This window comes from Paenibacillus sp. FSL H8-0259, from assembly GCF_037963255.1.
GTDB classification, from domain to species: Bacteria; Bacillota; Bacilli; order Paenibacillales; family Paenibacillaceae; genus Paenibacillus_AQ; species Paenibacillus_AQ phytohabitans.
In genome coordinates, this window is sequence record NZ_CP150147.1 from 7,540,749 (window position 1) to 7,565,655 (window position 24,907).

21 protein-coding genes are annotated in these 24,907 nt (G+C 39.2%); all 21 read right to left on the reverse strand.

Annotation, left to right across the window (positions count from 1 at the left end; all coding sequences use genetic code 11):
• Window positions 1–76: 76 nt before the first annotated feature.
• Window positions 77–943 carry a phosphatidylinositol-specific phospholipase C/glycerophosphodiester phosphodiesterase family protein gene (locus NSU01_RS32465; RefSeq protein ID WP_076246549.1) on the reverse strand — a complete coding sequence of 289 codons (867 nt, stop codon included), beginning with the start codon at window positions 941–943 and terminating at the stop codon, window positions 77–79.
• Between the two features lie 120 nt (window positions 944–1,063).
• Entirely contained in the window at window positions 1,064–2,464 is a 1,401-nt protein-coding gene (locus NSU01_RS32470) for an undecaprenyl-phosphate glucose phosphotransferase (RefSeq protein WP_039307143.1), read from the reverse strand.
• Window positions 2,461–3,414: a glycosyltransferase family 2 protein gene (locus NSU01_RS32475; RefSeq protein ID WP_076246547.1), complete on the reverse strand. Its 954-nt coding sequence runs from the start codon at window positions 3,412–3,414 to the stop codon at window positions 2,461–2,463. The genes NSU01_RS32470 and NSU01_RS32475 overlap by 4 nt, the downstream gene beginning before the upstream one ends.
• A gap of 406 nt (window positions 3,415–3,820) precedes the next feature.
• On the reverse strand, window positions 3,821–4,834 hold the full coding sequence (locus NSU01_RS32480; RefSeq protein WP_076246545.1) for a glycosyltransferase family 2 protein: 1,014 nt from the start codon (window positions 4,832–4,834) through the stop codon (window positions 3,821–3,823).
• A 434-nt stretch (window positions 4,835–5,268) separates the two neighbouring features.
• Window positions 5,269–6,129 carry a dTDP-4-dehydrorhamnose reductase gene (gene rfbD, locus NSU01_RS32485; RefSeq protein WP_042141731.1) on the reverse strand — a complete coding sequence of 287 codons (861 nt, stop codon included), beginning with the start codon at window positions 6,127–6,129 and terminating at the stop codon, window positions 5,269–5,271.
• 8 nt (window positions 6,130–6,137) lie between these two features.
• A complete protein-coding gene (gene rfbB / locus NSU01_RS32490) occupies window positions 6,138–7,160 on the reverse strand; it encodes a dTDP-glucose 4,6-dehydratase (protein ID WP_076246543.1) in 1,023 nt (340 codons plus the stop codon).
• Between the two features lie 76 nt (window positions 7,161–7,236).
• Window positions 7,237–7,785 carry a dTDP-4-dehydrorhamnose 3,5-epimerase gene (rfbC, locus tag NSU01_RS32495; protein ID WP_076246541.1) on the reverse strand — a complete coding sequence of 183 codons (549 nt, stop codon included), beginning with the start codon at window positions 7,783–7,785 and terminating at the stop codon, window positions 7,237–7,239.
• A 20-nt stretch (window positions 7,786–7,805) separates the two neighbouring features.
• Window positions 7,806–8,549: a sugar phosphate nucleotidyltransferase gene (locus tag NSU01_RS32500; RefSeq protein ID WP_076246539.1), complete on the reverse strand. Its 744-nt coding sequence runs from the start codon at window positions 8,547–8,549 to the stop codon at window positions 7,806–7,808.
• Window positions 8,550–8,569: 20 nt separating this feature from the next.
• Complete coding sequence (locus tag NSU01_RS32505; RefSeq protein WP_256703970.1) at window positions 8,570–9,463, reverse strand: decaprenyl-phosphate phosphoribosyltransferase; 894 nt, start codon at window positions 9,461–9,463, stop codon at window positions 8,570–8,572.
• A gap of 14 nt (window positions 9,464–9,477) precedes the next feature.
• Window positions 9,478–9,876: a divergent PAP2 family protein gene (locus tag NSU01_RS32510; RefSeq protein ID WP_076246537.1), complete on the reverse strand. Its 399-nt coding sequence runs from the start codon at window positions 9,874–9,876 to the stop codon at window positions 9,478–9,480.
• A gap of 34 nt (window positions 9,877–9,910) precedes the next feature.
• On the reverse strand, window positions 9,911–11,029 hold the full coding sequence (locus NSU01_RS32515; protein WP_076246535.1) for a glycosyltransferase family 4 protein: 1,119 nt from the start codon (window positions 11,027–11,029) through the stop codon (window positions 9,911–9,913).
• Between the two features lie 532 nt (window positions 11,030–11,561).
• The gene (locus NSU01_RS32520; protein ID WP_076246531.1) at window positions 11,562–13,688 is read right to left on the reverse strand and encodes a hypothetical protein; all 2,127 of its coding nucleotides are present in this window, start codon (window positions 13,686–13,688) and stop codon (window positions 11,562–11,564) included.
• 34 nt (window positions 13,689–13,722) lie between these two features.
• Window positions 13,723–16,068 carry a glycosyltransferase gene (locus NSU01_RS32525; RefSeq protein ID WP_076246529.1) on the reverse strand — a complete coding sequence of 782 codons (2,346 nt, stop codon included), beginning with the start codon at window positions 16,066–16,068 and terminating at the stop codon, window positions 13,723–13,725.
• Window positions 16,065–17,270: a glycosyltransferase family 4 protein gene (locus NSU01_RS32530; protein ID WP_076246528.1), complete on the reverse strand. Its 1,206-nt coding sequence runs from the start codon at window positions 17,268–17,270 to the stop codon at window positions 16,065–16,067. Before NSU01_RS32530 ends, NSU01_RS32525 begins: the two co-directional genes overlap by 4 nt.
• Window positions 17,271–17,289: 19 nt before the next feature.
• On the reverse strand, window positions 17,290–18,438 hold the full coding sequence (locus tag NSU01_RS32535; RefSeq protein WP_076246526.1) for a class I SAM-dependent methyltransferase: 1,149 nt from the start codon (window positions 18,436–18,438) through the stop codon (window positions 17,290–17,292).
• A gap of 18 nt (window positions 18,439–18,456) precedes the next feature.
• Window positions 18,457–19,728: an ABC transporter ATP-binding protein gene (locus NSU01_RS32540; protein WP_076246524.1), complete on the reverse strand. Its 1,272-nt coding sequence runs from the start codon at window positions 19,726–19,728 to the stop codon at window positions 18,457–18,459.
• 13 nt (window positions 19,729–19,741) lie between these two features.
• A complete protein-coding gene (locus tag NSU01_RS32545) occupies window positions 19,742–20,518 on the reverse strand; it encodes an ABC transporter permease (RefSeq protein ID WP_076246522.1) in 777 nt (258 codons plus the stop codon).
• Window positions 20,519–20,530: 12 nt separating this feature from the next.
• Window positions 20,531–21,484 (reverse strand): GDP-mannose 4,6-dehydratase, encoded by a 954-nt coding sequence (locus NSU01_RS32550; RefSeq protein ID WP_076246520.1) that lies wholly within the window; start codon window positions 21,482–21,484, stop codon window positions 20,531–20,533.
• A gap of 1 nt (window position 21,485) precedes the next feature.
• Complete coding sequence (gene gmd / locus NSU01_RS32555) at window positions 21,486–22,478, reverse strand: GDP-mannose 4,6-dehydratase (RefSeq protein ID WP_076246518.1); 993 nt, start codon at window positions 22,476–22,478, stop codon at window positions 21,486–21,488.
• A 46-nt stretch (window positions 22,479–22,524) separates the two neighbouring features.
• A complete protein-coding gene (locus tag NSU01_RS32560) occupies window positions 22,525–23,601 on the reverse strand; it encodes a mannose-1-phosphate guanylyltransferase (RefSeq protein WP_076246516.1) in 1,077 nt (358 codons plus the stop codon).
• A gap of 1 nt (window position 23,602) precedes the next feature.
• Window positions 23,603–24,892: a glycosyltransferase family 4 protein gene (locus tag NSU01_RS32565; protein ID WP_076246580.1), complete on the reverse strand. Its 1,290-nt coding sequence runs from the start codon at window positions 24,890–24,892 to the stop codon at window positions 23,603–23,605.
• Window positions 24,893–24,907 lie beyond the last annotated feature (15 nt).

Below are 24,907 nucleotides of genomic sequence, written 5' to 3' on the forward strand. Positions count from 1 at the left end.
GAACAAAAATGCGAACATTTTTTCGCATTTTTAGAGTATAAGCTTTTTGATGTACAGAAGCCTGCACGTTCAACTACTAGCGGACACCCTTGACCCTGCTTAAGTCGTCCTCAGAGACAAAATCGGTATAGAATCCGTCCACTCCCATCCGGGACAGCTCCGAAATTTCCTTCTCGTCATTCACTGTATGCACATAGACTCTTGCCCCGGCATTCTTCAGCTTCCGCACGAAACTCTTGGTAGCTCTTACCGTCGGCATGGTGATATCCACTCCGGTTTGACTGGCGAAATCAATGACCACTTCATCACTATCCTGCGTCTGATATAGCGTAAAGATCACTTCAGGAAAAGCGTACACCCGGTTCACCACATCCAGCATATCCCGGCTGTAAATCTGCGGAACAATCCGCTGCAGCAGGGCAGGGTCCCTCTTCTCGGCCGCTTCCACAATCAGCTGAAATTGTTTCGTTACAAGTTCCGGTTCGAGCTCTTTCGTGTCCGTTACAATGTAGGCATCCGGGTAGATCACCATCAAGTCCATGATCTTATCAATATCCAGCGGGGAGTAGAGTTCAAGAATCGGGCTGCTCATGACATCCGCATAGTTGAGTACGATCCCTTGCTTCGCGGCAGGAAGAACACCCTGCTGGCCCAGAAGCTTGCTCATATTAGCGGTCCATTCATGGCGGGCCACCAGCTTGTCATCACTTGTCAGCAGCAGGTCTGCCTCAAAAACCCGGGTTCCCTGCTCATAGTTAGCGATAAAAGCATCCAGCGTATTCGTATACGTATAGTTATGAATCCCTCCCATAGCATGAGCTACAACTCTATGGGCTGCAAAGCCGGTAGCCGGCTGTTTCTCTTTTCCCCCAAGTGTGAGTACAAGCAGGAGTACAATAGCTCCGATCATAATGACGGAGGCGATAATCTTTTTTCTATCCATGATGGCAGGTTCCTTTGCAAGTGTTAGAGTAGTTGGCCTGAAAACAAGAAGAAACGGCTGTGTCGTCCTCAGGGGGGCAGCAACCGTTTCTATGGAATGATATAGTATGAGACCGGTCCATTAATAAGCGTTCTTGAAGCCGTTGCGGATGGTTTTGGCGATGATCCGGATGTCGAACAGTAGTGACCAGTTTTCGATATAGAAAATGTCGTGTTTGATCCGGTCCTCAATCGACGTGTCCCCGCGCAGACCGTTGCTCTGAGCCCAGCCGGTAATTCCCGGACGCACATGGTGCTTCACCATATACTTCGGAATCTCACCGCGGAACTGCTCTACAAAGTACGGGCGCTCCGGACGCGGACCGACCACACTCATCTGGCCAAACAGCACATTGAAAAATTGCGGCAGCTCATCCAGACTGGTCCGGCGGATAAATGTCCCAAAACGTGTGCGGCGCGGATCTTCACGCGTACTCCAGCCCGTATCCACTTCACCGTCTGTCTGCATCTTCATCGAACGGAACTTGTACATCATGAAGTTACGGCGGTTAAGTCCTACACGCTCCTGCTTGAAAATAATAGGTCCGGGCGAGGTTAGGCGCACACCCAGCGCTACAATCAGCATTACAGGAGACAGCATAATAATGGCGAACAGGGAAAACACCAGATCAAACGCCCGCTTCGCCATTTTGTTGCCGGCCATATCCAGCGGAATGTCGCGTACGTTAATCATCGGCATCCCGGCGAAGTTATCGAAGTAAGGACGGGCCGGCAGGTAGTCGAAGAAGTCAGGGATAATCAGTGTCCGTACACCCGCCTTCTCGCAGGTAGCGATAATGGTCGGATATTTCGAATGGGCATCCAGCGGAAGCGCCAGAATGACCTCATCGACCGGCAGCATCTCCAGCATGCCTTCCAGCTGATCCACGGTGCCGAGAATCGGCTTATACCGTTGTTCCTCAAGACCATCCCATTCATGAAAATCATCCAGGAAGCCGATGGCCTCGTACCCCAGCTCAGGATACTGCTCCAGATTATTGTAGAATCTCTTACCCAGCGTACCTGCGCCGAGAATCAGTACAAACTGGCGGTTGAAGCCTTTTTCACGCAGCGATTTCAGCATCTTCTTCAGCACATAACGGTACAGCATAATGGAAAGAATATTGAAGCCCATATATATAGCGAGATATTGACGGGAGACGTCAATCTCCTTCAGGAAGAACATCAGGCCGAGCAGAATGAAGATACCCATGGCGTGAACCTGAAAGATTTTGATGAATTCGTCAATGAACCGTTTCTTGCGCTTCGGCAAATACAATTGAAGCACAATTCCGATCAGAATAGCGATGGCTCCGTAGATAATACTCCAGTAGGCATAAGACTCTACAGGAAGAGTCCTGTAGGATTCCAGCAAACCGCTTTTGAACTTCAGCCACCAGGCAGCCAGAAAGGCCACTTGAATGACCAGGAAATCGGCAACCATATATAACTGTGTTAGAAACTTTTGATTACGGCGGATCATAATCTCACCTCAGCATTCGATTCATTGCGTAAACCGGCTTCCCCGGGGACAGTCAGACTCTGTGCTGGTGTTGGAACCTTGCGTGGAGCAATCAGCGCATTGCGCAGCAGCGAAAGCGTGAACTTGACGCCAACTCCCGCATATACCGCTCCGTTTATCATACTGTTGTACCGCCTGCTATAATGCTTCTTATGGAATAAAATCATCGCCCGGTGAAATTCGTACACGATCTTAAACGGTCTGCGGCGCGCACTGCCACCTTTGAGATGCACGATCGATGTCTGCGGATAGTAATAAATCCCCCAGCCGGCCGCTTTGATCCGGTAACACCAGTCCAGATCCTCTCCATACATAAAAAACGTCTCATCCAGTCCGCCCACCTGCTCGATGGTCTCCCGCCGCAGCAGCATGAACGCTCCCACCAGACAATCTACCGGGTAGGAGTCGTCGGGGTCCAGATAACCAAGCTGATAGCCGTTGAACCTTGGACGGTCCGGAAACAGCTTACTGAAGCCAAAAGCATAATAGAAGGAAGCGGATGGCGTCGGGAATCCTCTTTTACACGCCTTATCCAGCGAACCATCCGGCAAAATCACCTTACAGCCAGAAGCCCCCAGATCCGGACGGGTGTCCATAAAAGCAACCATTGTCTCCAGCGTATCCTTACGCACCACCGTATCGGAATTGAGCAGCAGCACATATCGCCCGGAGGCCGCTTCCATCCCCTGATTATTACCCTTGGCAAACCCTACATTCTCCGAATTGGCAATCAGCAGCACATCCGGGAATTCCTTGCTTATCGTCTCTACCGAGTGATCATGGGAGTTATTATCTATTAAAATAATTTCATAGGAGTAGCGGGTCTCGGAGTCATATACCGACCTCAGACAGTCCATCGTCAGGCGGCATGTGTTGTAATTAAGAATGATTATACTAACATCTACATTCACTGCTATACTCTCCTGACAAATATAGTAATCTATCGACAATTATTATAACACAAAAACCTCCTTGATAGGCGCAGCCTGTTCAGGGAGGTTTTTACAAGCGTGAGGATAATGTGGGAGGAACAGTGCTATAAGATTGAACTTGTATTTTATCTATTATCGGATTGCCGTGACTCCAAAGAAAGTTTGGCCCTCCGGCCGCTGTTGTCTGCAGATTTCTTGATTTTTACCGCTGTTCTCGGTGGAAATCCGCAGACAAAGGCGGACGCTATCGCTCCTACAGTTCCAAAATTCTCCTCCGCCACTTTTCCCTGTCCATTTATTTTTAAGTTCAATCTAAATAGCTGACGGAAATCCGGGGAATAGAAGAATCTTTTTCACAATCGGTTGAGTTCTCTCTCGTTTCGCTTCATAATCCCTGACGCTTAGCCTTCTCCTGAATATAACGGCGCTTGCGTTTCAGAGCTGTCCACTGCGAGAAGAAAGATGGCCAGGCTCCTAATAACTTAGGTTCCTTCAATAACGAGTAGCCATGTGCGGCGATCTCATAAGGCAAGGAATATAACAGGGTAAGCAACATCCTGCGGGAGGACTCGTTCTTATAAATCATTTTATAACGGTTGATATAAGAAATCCGCTTGATGAACATCGCCTTGCCGCTCCGCCCGGATGTCTTCCAGCCCCGTTCGTGGTAACCTATCGCTTCCGCATCATAGTAGGCCTGCCACCCAAACAATCCGGCGCGCCAGGCTACATCCACATCTTCCTTATAGGCAAAAAAGTCCGCATCAAAAAACTCGCCTTCGACGCTGACATCCTCAATCATCCGCCGGGAGTACATCGCTGCTGCACCGGATACACCGAATACCACACCAGACTCGTTCCACAGATCAGCGGACTCTCCCGCTCCACGGTCAAACGCCCGGCGGGCTTTATTCATCCGCAGTCCCGTGCTGTCAACGAGTGAGTGATCCGCCTTCAGCAGCAGTTTGCCTGTGGCACTGCCGATCTGGAGATTGTCTTCAAAGCGGGCGACAAGTCTGGATATATAGTCCGGGGCAAGCGTAAGATCAGGGTTCAACACCAGCACATAATCTGTATTTGTACCGGCAATAGCCTGATTGTGTGCTGGGGCAAAGCCGGTGTTATGTTCATTCTCAAGTAAGACAAGTGAAGGTGTCAGGGTACTGCTACTTGCAGAATCGGCTACTCCTTGGGCAGTTGTAGCTCCTTGGGCCGAGTTCGAGTTTAGCCCGTGGTAGAACGCTCTGACTTTATCCGCCGAACCATCCGTTGAAGCGTTGTCCACTATGACAATTTTTTTGACCGGATAATCCTGAGCTAATACAGCCGACAAGCATTCAATGATGTCATCCGCGCTGTTATAGGTAACGATATGTACACTGACTGTTTTAGGGTTCATAGGTGACCTCGAATTCCTGGTTCTTTATTGGGAAATCTATACCTATTATAGCGAAAAGAAGGTTGACAGGCTATGTTAAGCACATTAGAAGGTAATGTTAGTTACATAGTTATTGTGGTTCAACCCTATTGCTATATTGTCACAGACAGCAAAAAACTCCTTACCGCATAAGCGATCAGGAGTTTCATTAGTTGCTATATAAGACTCACTTTTAATTTGAACTTGAAGCTTAGTCGTCACTGCGGTGAACATTTGGACTTCCGGCCGCTGTTGTCCCATATTTCTTGATCCGCTATTCGCGGTAGAAATCCGGTGACAAAGGCGGTCGCTACCGCTCCTACAGTTCCAAATTTGTCCTCCGCTTCTTTCGCTTTTTGTTTATTTTTTAATGCGGCTTATATAGTTAGTTATTTATGCAAATCCCGCGCCAATGGTTACTTCAGCTCCAGCAAAAAGTCTCTCAGACCTTCCCGCCATGGGCGGATGTCCTGAAACCCGTTGGTACGGATGGCCAGATGCTCCATCACCGAGTTGCGCGGACGCGGCGCTGGACGTGGAAACTGTTCGGTAGCACACGGCTCAAGCTTCGCTGTGAACTTCAGCCCCAGAATATCTTCTGCTTCCGCAAAGATGGCCTGGGTGAATTCATACCATGTACAAGACTCTGTGTTCGAGGCATGGTACACTCCATACTTTTCAGTCTGGATAAGCTCAAGCAAGAATCTTGCCAGGTCCACCGTATAGGTAGGCGAGCCCTTCTGGTCATCTACAACCTGCAGCAACGGCTTTTCCTGCCCCAGCTTCAGCATGGTTTTCACAAAGTTATTGCCGTATTTGCCATAAACCCAAGAGGTACGTACGATAAAGAATTTAGACGATAAAGACTGGACCAGGATCTCTCCAGCCCGCTTAGACTTACCGTAGATACTCTTAGGATCTGTATTATCATATTCATGGTAAGGCTGAACCCCCATGCCATCGAACACATAATCCGTGCTGATATAGACCAGCTTGGCGCCCGCCTTTTCTGCAGCAAGAGCCACATTCCGGCTTCCGGTAGCATTAATCAGGTACGCTGCGTCAACATCGGTCTCTGCCGCATCAACCGCGGTATGGGCCGCACAATGAATAACAGCATCAGGAGCAAAAGCACCGATAACCTCCTGGCACTGGTCCAGATCAGTAATATCCATCTCCTGACGGTCACAGCCCAGAACCTCATAATCCTGACCTTGAAGTAAGAGCATAAGATCTTGCCCCAGCTGTCCTCCCGAACCTGTAACGAACACTTTCATTTTCGCCATTACAGTGAATCCCCCAGACGGCTGCCGTACTGGAGTGCGGCATACTTCTGGTATTCTCCGGACTGAATGCGGGTCCACCATTCTTTGTTATTCAGATACCACTGAATGGTTTCCTTAATGCCCGTTTCGAACGTATGCTTTGGCTTCCACCCCAGCTCGTTCGTGATCTTGGTCGGATCTATACCGTAACGGCGGTCATGTCCAGGACGGTCCTGAACATAAGAAATCAGCGAATCCGGTTTGCCCATCTCCTGTAACACGGTATTCACGATATGCACATTCGTCCGCTCATTATTGCCACCGATGTTGTACACTTCACCGTTAACACCCTCATGAATTACCAGATCGATTGCGCTGCAGTGATCCTCAACATACAGCCAGTCACGGATATTCATTCCGTCACCATATACAGGCAGCGCCTGATCAGCCAGCGCACGGGAGATCATCAGCGGAATCAGCTTCTCCGGGAATTGATAAGGCCCGTAGTTATTGGAGCAACGGGTAATATTAACCGGCAATCCGAATGTTTCGTGATAAGCTCGAACCAGCAAATCCCCGCCCGCTTTGCTCGCGGAATAAGGACTGTTCGGTGTCAGCGGTGTTTCTTCAGTGAACAGACCCGTAGCGCCAAGCGATCCATAGACCTCATCCGTGGATACTTGCACGAATTTAGTTATACTGTATTTCTTAGCTGCATCCAGCAGCACTTGAGTACCCAGCACATTCGTCTTCACGAACACTTCCGGCTCCAGAATACTCCGGTCCACGTGAGACTCTGCGGCAAAGTTAACCACGACATCCACACCGTCGCCGATCAGCGCATCCATCGCCGCTACATCGGTAATGTCCGCTTTGACAAATGTATAGTTCGGATGATTCTCGATTGATTTTAAGTTCTCAAGATTCCCTGCGTAAGTCAACGCATCTACGTTGACGATCTTGTAATCAGGATGTTGCTGCAGCATATAAATTACGAAGTTGCTGCCGATGAAGCCGGCTCCGCCGGTGATGAGGAGTTTCATTTGTTAGACCACCTTTTACTTGAGAAATGATTTATGCTATCGACTCCAAGGAGGAAGCGATTCTGTACATTGAGTATTAATCAAAATTCAACTCTGCATCCTTTAATAACGGATGATGCTGATCTTTGTCAGACAACACTGGCTTCGTTGTGGGCCAGTCAATCCCAAGCGCCGGATCACTCCATAGTATGCCGCGGTCATTCTCAGGGGAATAATATTCGTCCACTTTATACAAGACTTGGGTGTTTGGCACGAGCGTGCAGAAGCCATGAGCAAACCCCTTAGGCACCAGCAGCTGCCGCTTATTATATTCACTGAGAATAACTCCGACCCAATGTCCGAATGTGGGGGAGTTGCGGCGGATATCTAGGATCACATCATAAATCGCCCCTGTGAGTACACGAATCAACTTGGTCTGCGCCTTGGGATTCAATTGGTAGTGAAGTCCCCGGAGTACGCCAACCTCTGCCGAGAGGGATTGATTGTCTTGGATGAAGTTAAAGTTCACCCCTGTCTTATGCATTATTTCTTCGTTATAGCTCTCCATAAAAAAACCCCGTTTGTCGCCATGGACCACGGGTTCGAGTAGGCTTGCGCCTTGAAGTTTTAAAGGAGTGACATTCATAATGGAGCTCCTCCTCATATCTATAGTTTCAGCTTACCGAACTCTTCCTCAAAAACAATATTCTGCGCCAATTCATTCGCTCTGGCCAGCGATGCGTGTGTACCCGCATCAGTCCACCAACCATTTAGAACATCGTAGGTGAGTTCATTCCTTAGAATATATGCATTGTTTACATCCGTTATTTCAAGCTCTCCACGTTTAGAAGGGGTGAGCGTCTTGATAATTTGAAAAACCTTACTGTCAAACATATATATGCCGGTTACCGCAAAGCTGCTCTTTGGAATTTGAGGTTTCTCCTCAATAGAAATAATTTTGTCATCTTGCAATTCTGGCACACCGAAGCGTTGGGGATCAGAAACCTTTTGGATTAATATTTTGGCCCCATTCCCTCGCGTCCGGAAGTTCTGGATATACGGAGTAATATCCTCCTCAAATACATTGTCCCCAAGAATGACAACACATTGATCCTGACCGACGAACTGATCAGCCAACCCAAGAGCTTGTGCTATGCCGCCAGCCTCGTCTTGGACCTTGTAGGTAAATGTGACGTGCATTGTGCTTCCGCTTCCTAATAAGTTGACTACATCTCCCATATGCTCTTTTCCTGTAACAATAAGGATATCCTTTATCCCGGCCTGCTTGAGCTTATATATGGCATGAAAGATCATTGGGTATTTCCCTACAGGGAGCAAATGCTTATTGGTTACTTTGGTCAGAGGATAAAGGCGAGAGCCTGTTCCTCCGGCTAGGATTATACCTTTCATATGATCCACTCCGTTTAATTTCACATAAATTTTTTGATTGCAACAACACAGACTGAAAACAAGAGCACAGTCACTAAAATATGTTTGTCATTCAATAAAACTTCTTCCGGCTTTCCACCAGCATTCTTCATATGAATTAAATAGTAGTAACGGAATATACCGTAGAGTACAAAAGGAATCGAGAACATCATTGCTGGTTCCTCTGAAGCAGCATACATGGAATAGAACATAATCAAGACAGCAGTTATTATATTCATAAGCTGATCTAAAAGTTCCACACTATAAAAATTTAAAACCTTCCGTTGATTAGCAGGATCATCCTTAAAGAGTAATAATTCATGTCTTCTTTTTCCTAAAGCTAAAAACAATGAAAGTCCTAAGGTACATAAGATAAACCAAGATGTAAGAACCCCATCTACCGCAAGTGCTCCTGTCACTGCTCTCAGAACAAAACCAGCAGCAATAATCATAACATCAATTAAAACTACGTGTTTTAAATAAAGACTATAGGAGAGGTTCATAACAAAATAAACTAGCACGGCTAAAAAGACATAGTTATTAACATAAATCGCCAGTCCAGCCGCAATGATAAACGTAAAAACCGCCAACACGATTGCTGAGGGGATATTAATAGCTCCTGAAGCAATAGGCCTGCGTCTTTTATCTGGATGACGACGGTCCTTTTCTACGTCTACAAGATCATTGATAATATAAATTGTACTTGCCATAAACGAGAATGAAAGAAACCCTATGAAAGCATCAATTAATGTAGTAGGATTTAGTATCGCTCCAGAGAAAATAGCAGATGCGAATACCAGTAGATTTTTGGTCCATTGTTTAATTCGCATCTCAAGTAATATATTCAAAATAAAAGTTGCAACATTCCGTTCCTTTTTCAAAACAATATGATTCAAAATACACACTCCCACTATAGAAGAAATATTAAATAACCCAATATAATTCCTAATAATAAACCACCTAATACTTCAGTTCTGGTATGTCCAATCCTCTCCCTATGCTTTTCCACGGGATTTTGAATTAAAACATTAATTGTTCTCGCATGATTTCCAACATACCTTCTTAGTCCTGTCGCATCAAATATAACTATCATAATCACAGCAATACCTAGTCCAAAAACCGGTGAGTCAAACCCTTCCTTTAAACCTATTAACCAGGTGATTGTAGTAACTACTGTAGTATGGTTACTAGGAAACCCACCATTTCCAATATAGCCATGAGCAGCTTTTCCAAACCTGAATCTATTTATTAAATATTTCAATGAACCTGCAACAAGCCAGGCGACAAAAGGAACAAAGCAATAATACATATTTCCGTTTCTCCCATTCCCTTATAAGTATAAGTTATATCTCTTTGAAACACTTGCTATACTTAAAAGCTGCGCTGGATACTCCAAACAAATTATCAATGCTAGCCTTGTCTTTTATATACGCATCTCGGTTCTGGAGCACCTTAATAATAGCATCAGCAAGCTTCTTCTCGTCTTTAGGTGTGGCCGTTTCTCCCATTTTTGTTTTTCTCGTTATCTCTCTTACTCCCGGAAGGTCTGAAGCCACAACAGGTACTCCAGCTAACATTGCTTCTACTTGTACCATTCCAAAGGCTTCAAGCGAATTAGTGCTGGGTAATACAAACAAATCAAGGGAGTAATAAAAATCAATAAGCTCTTCAGTCGTTAACTTACCTAAAAACTCAACATAAGTCTCATCCCAGCCTATTCCAGACTTTAATTCTTCATAAATGCTACCGCCAGCTATATTTTTATAATCACCTGCGATTAGGAACCGTACATTCGGTATCGCCTTCTTCACATGAGGAGCTGCCTTAAGCAAAACATCTATACCTTTTTCCTCGACAATCCTGCCACAAAAACCAATTATACTTTTATCCCCAGTCGCTCCAAGGCGAGTTGTATTAAACTCTTTATAAAACGATGAGGTGGGATGGATTTCTACCCACTTATCTTTAAAATCAGGCAATACTCTCGAACTATGTGCATAATCATATGAACTAACAACAATTCTTCTCGCTCGTTTAAAACTCGCTCGTGAAGATTTATCCATCAGATTAACAATGACAGAATTAAAAAGAGATTTGGGCAAATTCACATCACATTGATAAGTTAAAATTAACTTTTGTTTGCTTGTGAGGTAACTGAAAATCGAAGCTTCTGCCATAGGCAAATGTAAATTCACAATATCAGATTTTTTTTGAAGTTTATAGAACTTCCTGAAAAAATCGGGGCTAATATAACCTTTGCTTATTTTAAAAAGTAAGTCTGCCCGTTCAACTTTAACACCATTTATAACTTCAGAATTAGAAAGATGCTTCTCGTGCTTTGCTGTAAGTACAGTGACATCATGATCCTTAGCCAACTCCTCGGCTAGAGATTTAGCACATTCAGAAAGACCACTTATATAGGGGTAGTAGTAATTTAGTACGATCAAGATTTTTAATTTCATTGTTTACCTCTTCTTTGTATTAAACACAAAAAATTTATTAACACCATAAGTCGCTATAATAAGAAGAACACTCAGAGCAATTCTTGATATATTTACATTGTAATGTAATACGGACACTAATAGATAGAACAAAATATTGTCTATAAGTAATGCGATTAATCTCACCGCTAAGAATTTTAGGAGTTGGCTGCTCTCCTTATTATTTGAGGATTGGTTATTAAATACAAACTTCTTATTGAGAATATAATTCACAAAAACAGCAAATATATAGCTAAGTATATTAGCAATAATATAGTATAGCCCCAAATTGTTCAGTAAAAAGAACGCCAAAAGGTTAATACCAGTTGAAATAGCTCCCCAAAAACTATATTTCACAAACTCCAATACACTTTTCATTTTCTCCGTCTGCTTTTCATTCAACAATATAACACACCAACTAACCTTTAGTAATTGGATAAAATCAATCAGTATAATGATGATAATTCATGTGATGATAATTCATAGCAATATTCACTCAAACTAAATTGAGCCACTAATTAATTATTTCGACATTTTGCATTGCTATTCCCAGCGCTCTTGTATCTTGACCTACTTGTACTGCTCCTTCTTTAACTATAAATTTTATTTTGTTTACGACATTTAATTCTATATCAAATGCAGCTGTGGACATTTCCTTATGGTCTTCCACTCTTATCGTTTCAGTAAGCCTATCATTAACATAAATCAAAAGAGTTCGTTCTGTTATATTAGGAGGTAAGACCGGTGTAAACTGAATGGATAGTGAAGTTGAGTTTTGAGATTTCACAGTAATTTCAAATTCGGATTCAGTCCATCTTGAAGGAACTCCATTCCAATTTTCTAAACCGTGCCAACCTTCCGTCAATGAAACATTAAAATTCTTATATAGATTCATCTTCTCATTGTGCCAAATTAAAGAACTACTATAATTTAGAATATCTCCTCTTCCTTTTAGTGTGTAATTCGATCTTAATTCTTCCGGTATCGATGATGGAGCAAAATAAGAATTGGAGTTTTTAAATGATATTTTTGTATCTTTTAATAAAAAAGAAAGTATGTGTTCTTCGTCCTTAGTCACATTTTCTATGGAAAGTATCTCATTTTTAGGTATCAAATTATTAATTTCCTTAATCTCGTTATATTCATTTGTAACTAATAATCCTTTAGTGAGAATAACCTTCTCTAATTTACTTATCTGCAATAAGTTTATGATTAATAAAAACCCCACTAAAATAATCCTTGTATTTTTTAATATTGAATATTTAGTTATTAGGAAGTTAAGTCCTATCGAGAACAATATTATTGCAAAGGGTTGTGAAAACATTAATGTTTTATAATAGCCATAAGGGAACTTGTTTATAAAGTTTAAATATAAAAATAATGAAATTATAAAAATAGAATATACTAACAAATATAGTTTTACTTTATTCCCCATTTTCAGCAAGCCCAACGCCACAAAAACCAAGAAAATCATTGCAAGTACAACATGCATTCCTGATGGAAGGCTATAATCAAGGGACTTAAATCCAAAAACCATTAGTACTTGATTAATGAAAGGGATGTATTCAACAATCCCAGTAGAATTTTGAGTAGACGTATATGCGAAATAGTTATATTTCACAGCCAAAAATGTACTCACAGGATTTAATAGTGCTACTAGAGGTATGATCCAAGCCAAAATTTTGACATAGGACTTCATATTCCTAAAATCTCTAAAACCAGATATCCCTAGAAATATTATCGCAGGTATAAATAGATAAAGCGAGTATTCACTATACACTGCTATAAGACCTGAGATGCTTAAGCAAGTTGGTAGAATTAAAGTTTTACTTTTCTCATTAATGATTCGATAAATAAACCCTGCAGATAACACATAAAATGCATTCCCTCCAATTTGAGGCATATATTGAGTAGTAAACATCCAAAACAACAATGTATTAATAGTGACTAATATAACGGCAGTAAATACAATTTCGTTTGAAAAACGGAAGCTATACTTACAAGTGTAATAAACTGAAAGAGAAAATAGAAAAACAAAAAAACAGGATATCACATTAAATGTGTGTATAGCATCGGTATTAAAAAACGTCATTCCTAGGGTATTAAAATAGTCTGCCCCGACTCTTGAAAACCTTGAAAAGTGAATTTCTGCGATTGAAAAAAATGGATGGAAACTATCCGATACTGAAAAAGAAAAGTAACTTTTCTCTATCAACCATTCTGGTATTGACAAATAAAAAATCAAATCATTATTTATACTTGCAAAAGAAGTAGGTAACCCTGCATATAAACTCGGGAGGAAATACACCAAAAAAACTCCCCCTACAAATATGCTAAAACTTATTTGTTGAACTTTATTATATTTTTTCACAAAACCATGTTTTTGAACTAAAATTCTATAAATCCAGATAAAACAAATTATAATACCCCCAAAGATTAAAAATGGGTTAAAAAGTTTCGCCCCCACAAAAATTCCTGCAAATTGAGAAAGGGCTACTAAAATGGCAAAGCCAAAGAAAGGATACAATAAATGCATCCCTTCAATTTTAGCATTATAAGTTTTAGCATAAACACCATACAGCCCCCCATATGCAGAGGCGATAAGTACATAAAATAAAAAGAACATAATTATATATAACATTAATTTTCCCCTTTGATTTTAATTCCCAAAATCACTACAAATCTATAAATTCTTTGTATAGAGAAGCAGTAATATTAAAATCGCACTTTTCTTCTATATATTTTCTTGCATTAAGATTCATTTCCTTACGTACAGTTGGATTGTTACACAGCTCTATTAAATATGCTAATAATAATTCTTCTTCATATTCATCAACGTCAACCTTCCAAACACAGTCATCAGGATATTCAGCATATGAGCCAACATTGGACACTATACATGGAATTCCGTAGCCTAGTGCTCTCATTAAAGTACCTGAAGTCTCACCCATTGTTGGCCAACGTAAATTTATACATATATCACTTTCTTTGATATGATTTTTAAAAGTGTATATATCAGGAGAATCGATAAAGGTAACACTCTTTTTTAATTTCAAATTATCAATGAGTTTTGTCAGATCCTTCAGGTAATTCTCTTCTGCGTGGCCAATAATGTAAAGCTTCACTTTCGGATTTGTTTCTAGAAGTCTGGATATTACTCTAATTATAATGTCCACTCTCTTATTTGGAATAACATTTCCGAACACTCCAATAATTAATTCGCTTTTTCCATTCAATACTTCATGTTCTTTAGCAGGCTCAATAGTGAATCCATGAGGTATTACTTCAATCGGACCTGTAAAATTATTATTCAAAGTTATCGATTTTTTGATCCAATTGCTATGAGCTATAACGCCTAAACTCAAATCAACAATCCTATTACTTAATGGGAATTGTTGGCTTTCGGGTATGATACCAGCCTCAAGTAATAACTTTGCAGCCTCTTCACCTTGCTTCCCGCTATTATAGATCAATTCGAATGCAAGCTTCTCTTTACTACCCTTCAGATATGTCGTGTAAACGAAATATCCAAATAAGTTAAAATCATGTAAAACTATATAGCCAGGGTATTTCTCTAATGTATCTATAATCCACTCGTGGTATTCGTTATTTCCAATATGATACAATTTTTTCTCGAAATAATCCAAATACCCGTTGTGATTATTTATATCCACAATTTCAAATGTATCTATTATAAAATTGTTATTGGGTTGATACTGATTTACAAATATAGTAATTTCATAATGTTCTTTTAAATTCATAAGCAATTCTTCGCTGTAATCTGATATTCCGGATGTTTGAGGATTAAGGGGGCTAAAGTAAGCTAGCTTAGGTTTATTATGTGTATATAACTGAGAAGCTTCCTTCCCTTTCAAAATCAAGTCTAAGAATTTCTCCAAACTCTTCGAAACAACAATCTCCCATGAAAAGTTACAAGATTGTTTATACCCTTGATTAATTAATCTATCCCGAAGACCCTTGTCTGAGATCACACGAGTTATCGCTTGTTCAATTTCTTGTTCACTGTTAGGGTCCACAAGTTCGGCAGAAGTACCAACAATCTCAGGCAAGGATGAACAATTACTAGTAATTACTGGAGCGCCACATCTCATCGCTTCTAATACAGGTAGCCCAAAACCTTCATATAGTGAGGGAAACACAAAAACTTCACACTCTTGGTAGAGTGCTGTTAAGGCATCCTCAGACACGAAACCTAAAATGATCAAACGCCCTTCTTCTATGCCTTTGCTTTTAGCATAGTCTTCAAGCTCCTTTTTTTCTTGAGGCTGTTTTATCCCTCCTATGATAAGCGTTATATCTTCATTAGTATGAGATATTTTGGAAAAGGCACTTATCAGTCCTTTATTATTTTTGCGAGGATCATACCCGGTTAAAGAATATATAAATGCTCCTTCTATATGCAGTTCTTTGCTCAAGAGCTCTTTTTGATCAGAACTTGACTTAGGAATAAATAAACTTTCATTAGTAGATGCATATATTACATCTATTTTATTAGGTTCAATACTAAGAAATTTAGTAATGTCCTGTTTTGAAGCTTCAGATATTGTCAATATCATATCTGCTTCTTTTAATTTTTGCGATCTTTTCTTGTACAAGCTTTGTATGTGTTTCGGCCATTTAGCATAGTACTCCTGTTCCATTACAATAGGTATCAAATCATAAACTAAATAACTCTTTTTCACTTTATCATTTTTTAAATCAGGAATTTCCACATCAAACATGTAGGGACTAGTAAAATGCACAATATCTACTTGTTTCTCTTCTATAAACTCTTCCAAATCTTGTTCATACCAATATCTTTCTTCATTTATTCTCATGTCAAAATCGACAAATTTTGATATAAAACTAAACTGCCATTTATCCAAGTTTCTTTTCATTAAATATATTCGATGATTTCCACTAATATTAACAAAGCTTTTCAACCAGTGATAAGTGTATATCCCAATACCTCTTTTTTTTTCATCTGTAAATAGAGTTTGTATATCAATAAGTATTCTCAAGCTAGGAACTCCTCCTTACTAAATCCTTTTTGATTTAAAAACTCGATAATTCTTTTTGCTGTCATTTCCCATGTATATTCTTTCTCCACGTAGTCTTTCCCACTCTGTCCCATTTGCATAGCCTTCTCTTTTGAATTAACATAAACACTAAGCACCTTTTGGAAAGAGCCATAGTCTTTATAATAAAGACCACCGTTACTTCTATCGCAATGCCCTTTCGTCACAGCACAATTCTCATGAACAATGACAGGAGCTCCACAAAGCCAACTTTCCATAATGACAATTGAAAAGCTCTCCATTAATGAAGGCTGTATCAATGCTATACTCCCAGCAATAGCACTGAATTTTTCCTCATCATTAAGCTCCCCCATGTGTATAATACCTGGCGATCCTTTAATTGTTTCAATAATTTGTTCTTCACCCTTACCTACTATTAGAAGCTTTACATTTTTGTCACTTTCTTCATAATATTTATTAAACAATTCAATCATTTGAGGTACATTTTTCCCGCCCACAAGTCTACCTACATATATAAAGTACTCTTCATTAAGATTGTATTTCTTACGAAAGCCCATATTATCTGGAGTATAATTAACTTCAACTCCACCTCCAGATATAACTGAGTCATCAACATTAATATTATGTAGCTTCTGAGTGAGTAACTGTTCTTCAATAGTATTAAAAAGAATTCCCCTTACTCTGTTAAACATCTGTCCTATTGATTCTAAATATGCCATATCCTCATCATGAAGACATGGAATTAAGAAGCTTTGATCAGGGGCCATTTTACTGCCCCAGTATGAAGTTCCGAATATATAAGGAATGAACAGAAAAATGTAACCGTCCTTATTGTCCGCAATAAACTCATACATAGCATCACTGTTTACTGTTTCATGGAATAATTGCATTTCTTCGGTATATTTTATCTCCTCTTTATTAAGCAACTTGCCAAGTATCTCTTCGTATTTTTTTTTATTTCTTTTTCTTAATGGGAATCTGCGAACGGATATACCGTTGATTTTATAAATACCAGGTTCGTAAAAATCTTTATCCCAATCCCAAAATGAGTCTTTTCCACAAGTAGTCAGTATTTCAACATTGCATCCTTTTTCACGCAGACTATTTGCAATACCGCCTGCAAACCGTTCTGCGCCACCGGAGATGCTATCAGTAAACCATGGTGTTACTAACGCTATCTTCATTCTAAATCCCCTTGCAATATTATTTTTCCAAAATCAATGAATAATTATAGTATTGTTTTGTATCTTCATCATTTAATGCTATCTCTTCACTTAAATATGAATTAACTACTTTAAAACCAGCCATTTCAGATAAATGTTTGAGTGCCTCTGGAAATAGTGGCTTTTCATGAGTAGGATCAAGATAATATAGATTATTCATTACATAACTAGAAGTAGTATTAGGAGTCTCAATAATTAAGATCCCCCCCTCTTTCAATTTCCGATAACATAATTTTAGGAATGTAATCTTTTGAGGTACAGATAAATGTTCAATAACATGAGCAAAAAAAACAGCGTCAATATTTGAATCACTTTGCTCTAAAAGATATTCGCTACCCTCATAAACGTATGCCTCTAATCCTTTTGATCTACATTCTTCAATGAGTTGTGGATCAGTATCTATGCCAACACCCTTTAAATTTTCATCTTTCAATAATTTTAAGAAAAAACCTTTACCACAGCCAATATCTATTATTTTATCATTCGGCTTAAAATACCGAATATATTGGGAGAATATTCTCTTCACATCTTTTTCATCACCAGAGAACCTTTTAGCAAAATCAGAATATTTAAAATCTGTGATTGTGTATTTTTGGTTATATGAATTTAAAAATTGGTGGAATTCAAGTGCTAGATTATTTTGTTCCATATTTAGACTATTTTGATCCATCTTTAATTGATCATTATACTTTTCTAACGCGGATACATTTTGTACTAACTGAGCAATTAGCTTGTTTTGTTCTGTAATAATTTCAATTGAATTATTCAATCCAAACCATAAATCATTATTTAAGTACTTTTGTTGATTTGAAACTGTATCAATATACCATTTAGAAAAGAATCTATTACCAAACCTTCTAATCGGTGTTATAAATCTATCCAAAATTTTATATCGTGAAACCAGTCGAGGTTCCATAAAAGCAACAGGCATATTTGGGGTTATACGGTGAACTAATTTATTGATTTTAGTATTTAATTTCTGCAAATCTTCACGCAAATCACTATCTACAAGAAGGAGAACATGTTCTTCCTGAAAAGTATCACGGTTTTTCAATTCAATTTCTTGCTTTCTAACCCCAGAACGAATCTGATGCATTATGCTGCCGGGATTAATTTTATTATCATTCATTGCATACTCCTTCTCCCTCTACGTGTTTTGTTGCCACTCATGAGAAATTTTAGCGATACCCACATCCTTGGATAGACTAGTGATTTTGAACGAAAACTTTTTGTCGTGAAAATCATACTGATTTCCATGCTCGTCATGTACCGCTGCTGTAACAAGATAAGTTCCAGAACATAAGTTTATAGAAGGAATTCTAAACTGAATTAAACCTTCTTCATTAGGATAAATATCATTCACTTTAAAATAATCGATAAATGTATTTGTTCCATAGCAATGAGTATGGTCAACTGTGTGAATAGCCAATCCAAATATAGGATTCTCCACTTTCTTCTTACCTCTATATTTAATTTTTACAATCATTTGTTCATCTGACAAAAAGCTAAATTTATTTTGTTCATTATAGTCAGTAAAATACACGCTCGTAATTTCTACTGACCTATTTCCCCATCTTTCTGGATCTGAAGGCTCTTCTAATTCAACATTCTCCGTATCACTTGCGGATATATTAGCCTCTTTATTTAGTTCTGAACTAATTACAGATTCATCAATTAATCTTCTGTTCTCTTCCTCTGAAAGATATGCTAAATACTGGTCGATAACTTTTTTAGGTTTTCCATCACTCATAACAATTCCTTTATTAATCCAAACTACTCGGTCACATAATTTCTCCATAGCTCCTAAATCATGAGATACAAAAACAATTGTAGTTCCCTTTGATTTCATTCGTAAAAGTTGGTCCATACACTTCTGTTGAAACGATGCATCTCCTACAGCTAATACTTCATCTATTAACAGTACATCTGGTTCAACCATAATGGCTACTGAAAAGGCTAGTCTCATATACATACCCGAAGAATAGTTCCTAACCGGATTGTCAATATATTCCTTTAACTCTGAAAATGAAATTATTTCATCTAATTTCGCTTTAATTTCTTTTTTAGTAAGTCCTAGTATTGCGGCGTTCATAAAAATATTCTCTCTGCCCGTGAAATCAGGATGAAAACCTGCCCCAAGTTCAAGCAAACTTGACACTTTCCCTTTAACATCAATTTCACCAGCATCAGGATATAATATTCCTGTCAAAAGCTTTAGAAGAGTACTTTTTCCAGAACCATTCCTCCCCATGAAACCAACTGTTTGCCCCTGTTCAATTTCAAGTGAAACATTTTCTAAGGCAAAAAACTGTTGGAAATTATTTTTTCTGCGATTAACTATTCTATCCTTAAGAGTCGCTGATCTTTCAGTAAATATTTTAAAAGATTTTGTTACATTTTTAATGGAGATTGCATCCATTATTGCCCCCTCCTTAGATCTCTTCTGCAAAATTCCTACTCAACTTAGAAAAAATAGCGTAACATAGTATCAACAATAATACAGATATAACAGCAATATAGCCGAGCCCCACTAAATCTGGAGTTTTATTATAGAAAAAGACATCATGAAAACTCTCCATTATTGTCGTCATCGGATTAAGGTTAAATACAGATTGTAGACCTGCAGGAATCATATCAGCTGTAAAAACAATTGGTGTTAAATAAAACCAAGCCATGATAACAACCCCAATAATATGCTCCAAATCACGGAAATAAACATTCAAACAAGAGACTAGGGTAGTTAATGCAAGCGTAAAGATTGAGTATACTGTCAAGATTACCGGAACAAGTAATAAAGACCATCCCATTTCGATACGTGATATAATCAGAACCGGGAATAGAACTATTAGACTCAATAAGAAATTTATTATTCCACCTATAACTACAGCTAAAGGCAGTATTTCTTTAGGAAAGTAAATTTTTTTTACGAGACCAGCGTTTCTGATGACGGATGACGCTCCAGATGTCAGTGATTGACTTAATAGATTCCAAGTGATAATTCCTATGAATAAATATGATGTATAATTATCTAAAGAAATCCTAACTACGTATTTAAAAATCATTGAATAAACTGCCAGCATTAATAAGGGGTTAAGAAGCGTCCAAAAAAAGCCTAAAAATGATCCTTTGTATCGCGTTCTCAAATCCGTTAAAACCATGCTTTCAAGCATTTGTCTATATTTGAATATTTCTTTAATCTTTCTCAACATTTTCCAATCCCCTTAAATCAAATTCCTCCAGTAATCTAGAATATCCTGCAGTGATTTTTCAATTGAATATTCTTTTTCCCAGCCGATTGCTTCCTTTATTTTGGAGGAGTCACCAATATAAATAGGAAACTCTGATGGTCTCATTTTGTTATTATCTTGTTGTATTTCAATGTTCTTATGAGTACTTAATGATAACAAGTGATCTAATATAAATTTTATGGATAGAGGCTCTCCAGATGAAATATTATATATTTCTCCTACCTTGCCGTGTTGAGCTAACATAATATATGCTTTAACTATATCGCGCACATCAGTAAAGTCTCGTTGCGCCTCCAAGTTACCCACGAAAATCACAGGTTCTAATATGTTTTTCTCGATTCTAGAAATTTGTTGTGCAAAATCAGACGTAACAAAACCTAACTCCTGACCTGGACCAATATGATTAAATGGTCGAGCGTATATAAGCTTCAATCCATATACTCTTACGTATTGTTGAAATAACAGTGACGTCGAGGCTTTTGATACACCATATGGGCTTATTGGCCTTAAATTTTCCGTCTCTATAATAGCAATATCACTCTTATCGATAGTTCCGTACTCTTCAGAAGATCCAACCATAATCACTCTAGTTGTTTCCGCCATCTTACTTTTGCGCAACGCCTCTAATAAACGTAATGTTATGAGAATATTCACTTCAAACGTCTCCACTTTGTTATCCCAGGAGAATTTCACAGAACTTTGCCCTGCCAAATGGTATATTTCATCAGGCTTGATTTTATTTATTATTCCTATAATTTCTTCTTCATTATTATAATCGATTGGGATAACATTGCCTTCTAATGCTGAATGAATTGTAAGGGAACAACTTTTTCTAGTTGTCCCCCATACCTCATATCCCTGTTGTTTTAGCGTTCTCTCCAAATTACTTCCTACGAATCCAGTAATACCCGTAATCAAAGCTCGCATATCAAACACCTTTTTTCGTATTGCTATGATAGCATTTTGACACCTTCTCCAGATCACTATCCACCATCATCTTGACCAGTTGTTCAAATCCAACTTCAAGTTCCCAGCCAAGCTCTTCTTTTGCTTTGGTGCAGTCACCAAGCAGTAAATCCACTTCAGCAGGTCTAACGAACTTCTGATCGATAACTACATAATCTCTCCAGTTTAAACCAACGTGACTAAATGCAATCTCAACAAGTTCTTCGATCGTATGGGTTTCTCCAGTAGAAATAACGAAATCATCAGCTTTATCCTGTTGCAGCATCAACCACATAGCTTTTACATAATCACCTGCAAAACCCCAGTCTCTCTTAGCATCCAGGTTTCCCATACGAAGTTCAGTTTGGAGACCGAGCTTAATTCTGGCAACAGCATCCGTTACTTTGCGGGTTACGAATTCAATACCGCGGCGTGGAGATTCATGATTAAACAAGATACCTGAGCAAGCGTACATATTGTAGCTTTCTCTATAGTTAACAGTAATCCAGTGGCCATACACCTTAGCAACTCCATAAGGACTGCGTGGATAGAATGGAGTAGTTTCTTTCTGCGGAGTCTCTACTACCTTACCGAACATTTCACTACTCGATGCTTGGTAGAATCTCGCTTCCGGCTTAGTCAAACGAACAGCTTCAAGCATATTGGTGACACCAATCCCCGTGGCTTGTCCAGTTGCTACAGGTTGAATCCACGAAGTTGCTACGAATGATTGCGCAGCCAGGTTGTATACTTCATCTGGATCAGAAATGCGTACAGCATTGATCAATGAGCCTAGATCCAGCAGATCCCCATCAATAAATTCTATATCATTTTTCAAGTGTTCGATGTTATCCATAATTGGCATGCTCGTTCTACGGCGTAAACCAAATACCTTATATCCTTTGGACAGCAAAAGCTCCGCCAAATAAGATCCATCTTGCCCTGTTATACCCGTGATTAGTGCGCGTTTAGTCATTTTTCATTATTCCCCTTTTTGGTTATATAAAAATTAATTCTTAATCCTACAAATATTGTTCAAGCTTCTGCATCCGAAGTTCTTTAAGCAAAAGCTTCACTTCCTGAGCTTTGTCCTTCGTACAAATAAGAGTAACATCCTCAGTATCAACAATAATCAAATTCTCAATCCCTAAGGTAGCAATCAGTTTGCCATTACTTTCAATAATACAATGTTTAGTATCAAGGTTTAATATGTTACCCTTTATCACATTTCCATTTTCATCCAAATCGCTTATTCGTTCCAGCGCCGTCCAACTACCCACATCATCCCATCCAAAAACACAAGGGATAACATATATGTTGTTGACCTTTTCCATAATACCATAGTCAATTGATTGATCAGGCATCTTCAAAAATTCAGAGCGGATAATCGCATCACGATCTTTTGAACCAAGAACAGTTTTCATCGTTTCCAAGATATCATGCATCTCAGGCATGAGTTCTTGTATGTAACCTCTAATCGTTTCAATCTTCCAGACAAAGATTCCGCTGTTCCAGTAGAAATTACCTGATTCCAGGTAAGACTGGGCTGTAGCCAAATCAGGCTTCTCAACGAATTTATTTACTTTATGAACGAATAGTTCATTAATTTGCTGTGACTGATTGCTGCTCTCAATATAACCATACCCAGTCTCTGGATAAGTTGGCTGTATTCCAAGAGTTACCAGATTACAGTTATCCTGTGCTACCTCAACTGCGGTTTGCAATATTTTAACGAATCCTTCTTCGTTCTCAATGATGTGATCGGATGGGATAACAATCATTGTACTATCAGGAAAGCGATCTTCTATAATAATAGAAGCTAATCCAATACAAGGTGCTGTATTTCTACCCACCGGTTCAATGATGATATTCTCATGAGGTAAGTGTGGAATTTGAGCTTTGATCAATTCAGCATACAATTCATTGGTAACAATGAAAATTTGACTGATATCGATCAGCAACTCGAGCCGGGCTATGGATTGCTGAATCATTGATTTATTGCCCGATATGTTTAAAAATTGTTTGGGAAGATTTGTCCGGCTTTTAGGCCAAAAACGTTCCCCTTTACCGCCTGCCATAATCACACATGTAATTGTCATTTCATCCTCCAAATTTCCACAAAGAAATGTATTCCAATCTTCGTTTAATCATTTCACCTATTGCTGCTGGTGAGTAGTTTTGTTTTATATGTTCTTCAGCTTTAGACGAGATCTCTTTATAAAAGTTCTTATCGTCACAAAGTCTACGCATATAACGGCTTGCATGTTCAACACTAGGATCAGCCCAAGTCTGATACGCTTTATAAGGACCGTGATCATGGTTAAGTCGTATGAGTGAATAATCAACCAAACATGAGTTGTTATGATTCATAAAATCGGTATTAGATGACCAGTTTGTACCGATAACGGGCTTACCTAAAAACATCGCCTCTGCGAGGCCAAGTCCAAATCCTTCACTTCTATGCAGAGATACATAGCTATCCGTTACTGAGATCAGAGCATTTGTATCATTCCTGGATAGGGTTTTGTCTACTAAATAAATATTCTTGTAGACTCCAATCAATTGATGTAATTCTTCAAGCTCTTTTGAGCCTTGCTCCGCACTGTTCACTTTGATAACAAGACCAACAGACATATCATCAGACTCAAATGCAAGTTGAAAGGCTTTAATGGATGCTTGTGGATTCTTCCTCTCTTGATAGCTCTTTAAATCATACATTGAGAGAAATAGAAAAGCATGCTCTGGTAAACCAAAATAGCTTCTATCACGCTTATCAGCAATACTCACTTCGATGCTGTGAGGGATTTTCACAACTGGCACGGGACTTTTCATCGCGATAGAATCAACAACAAAGGTTGAAGGAGCCCATATCTCATCCACTAAATTAAAGCTTTCCTTCCACTCATCCGGAAAATCCGGAAGCTCCCAGTGCCAAAATCCTATATTGTATCGGTCCTTAAAAATAGAATTCCCGTAATGAGCGTATATTTCGATCATTTGTTCGGCATTAATATGAAATACATTGAGATTAAACTCGGGTTCTTCCGTTTCTTTGTGCATCCAAGTCGTATCACTCATCCTAGCCGAATTAGTGCCTGTAAAATTTATCATGCCGAAGGGTATTCCAGCAGCATTTATACTTTTAGCGGCAATTCTGCAAGATTCTCCAATACCCATTTCTGCCCTCGAATAACCCACTAGATTAACACCTGTTACATTCCCCTTAATGGAACTTGTATCACCATTTTTATCAATTGGAAAAGCAGTTTTAAGTAGTTTCCGTTTGATACTTTGTCTCTTTTCGAAGGGGAATATCTTAACTGCAATTGGTTTTAATTTAACAGCAAGCTGATAAAGCCTTTTATACAGTAATGATTTGATACTACTCATATCTAACATTCAACC